At 67.6% G+C, this 1,067-nt stretch carries 1 protein-coding gene; it reads left to right on the top strand.

Translation table 11 applies throughout. The features are described from left to right. Positions 1-342: 342 nt before the first annotated feature. Positions 343-969, top strand: coding sequence for a hypothetical protein (locus tag PKE99_RS37740; protein WP_051738365.1), 627 nt, complete (start codon positions 343-345; stop codon positions 967-969). Positions 970-1,067: the final 98 nt, after the last annotated feature.

Here is a 1,067-nt window from a genome sequence, read left to right as displayed (position 1 = left end):
CGCTCGTCTGCAGTCGGCTCTGAAATCGCAGGGCAAGCGTGTCGTCGCCGTCGTCAGACTTTGGGCCGCGTCACGACCGTGGTACCGGTCGCGTCGGTGTACTCAAGGTCTTGCCGAACGTGAACTGCCGCCTCAATTCGACTGTTATCAACCCGCGATCCGGCCGCGGTAACGGGCCACCCAAGCACTGCGATTCGTGAAGTGACGTCGGGGGACGAAATGCACGAACGGAGACGCTCCCCCATGTCTCAGCCTCACCCGCCACGTCGCGGTCAGCCGTACTACGGTCCCCAGAACGGTCGGCCCGGTCCCTACCCGCCCCAGCACCGACAGCCGCAGCCGATGCCTCAGCAGTACGGCCAGCAGTGGGCGCCGCCGCGGCAACCGCAACAGTTCGGCTTCACCGGCGGCCAGCAGCTGCCGTCTCAGATTCCCACGCAGCGGAGCGCCGAGCCGACGCCGCCGAAGAAGCGGAGGAAGTGGCCGTGGATTGTCGGCGCGCTCATCCTGATCCCCATCCTCGCCTTCGCTGGCTGCACCGCTCTCGTCGGCGGCGCCGTTAAGGCCGTCGACGACGCTCGCCAGGGCGGCTCGGTCGGACTCGGCGAGATGTTCTACTACTCGTCCAAGGTCGGGCTTATGGTCGCCGCCCCTACGCCGCACAACCCCGGGAACCAGTACATCGTTGGTCGAGGCGAGCAGGGCTGGGAGTCGACCGTCACGATCACCAACGGCAGCAGCCATCCTGTGGGCGCCAGTCTGGTCACGATGAACGCGACCGTGAACGGGGCGCCGGCCGAGCGCTACTTCGACGACGGCGCCGACCTGGCGACGCAAGACATTGCGCCGGGACAGTCCCTGCGGGTGCCGTTCCGCTTCAAGACCAAGAAGGGCGCTACCGGGCCCGTGCAGATCGCGGTCGCCGCCGAGTTCAACGAGCCGGTGTTCTTCAACGGCACTCTCAGCTGACGAGAAGCTCAACCAAGCACGCTCCCGGTGCTGGCCCGGCAGCCGTCGGGCCAGCACCGGAGGTTGCCTCGGCCGTCAGGGCTCCGCTCACGGCGGAG

It is taken from the genome of Pseudonocardia halophobica, from assembly GCF_027922425.1.
In the GTDB taxonomy this organism is placed as follows: domain Bacteria; phylum Actinomycetota; class Actinomycetes; order Mycobacteriales; family Pseudonocardiaceae; genus Pseudonocardia; species Pseudonocardia halophobica.
The sequence above is the reverse complement of the archived record's forward strand: the minus strand, read 5'-3'. Positions and strand labels throughout refer to the sequence as shown.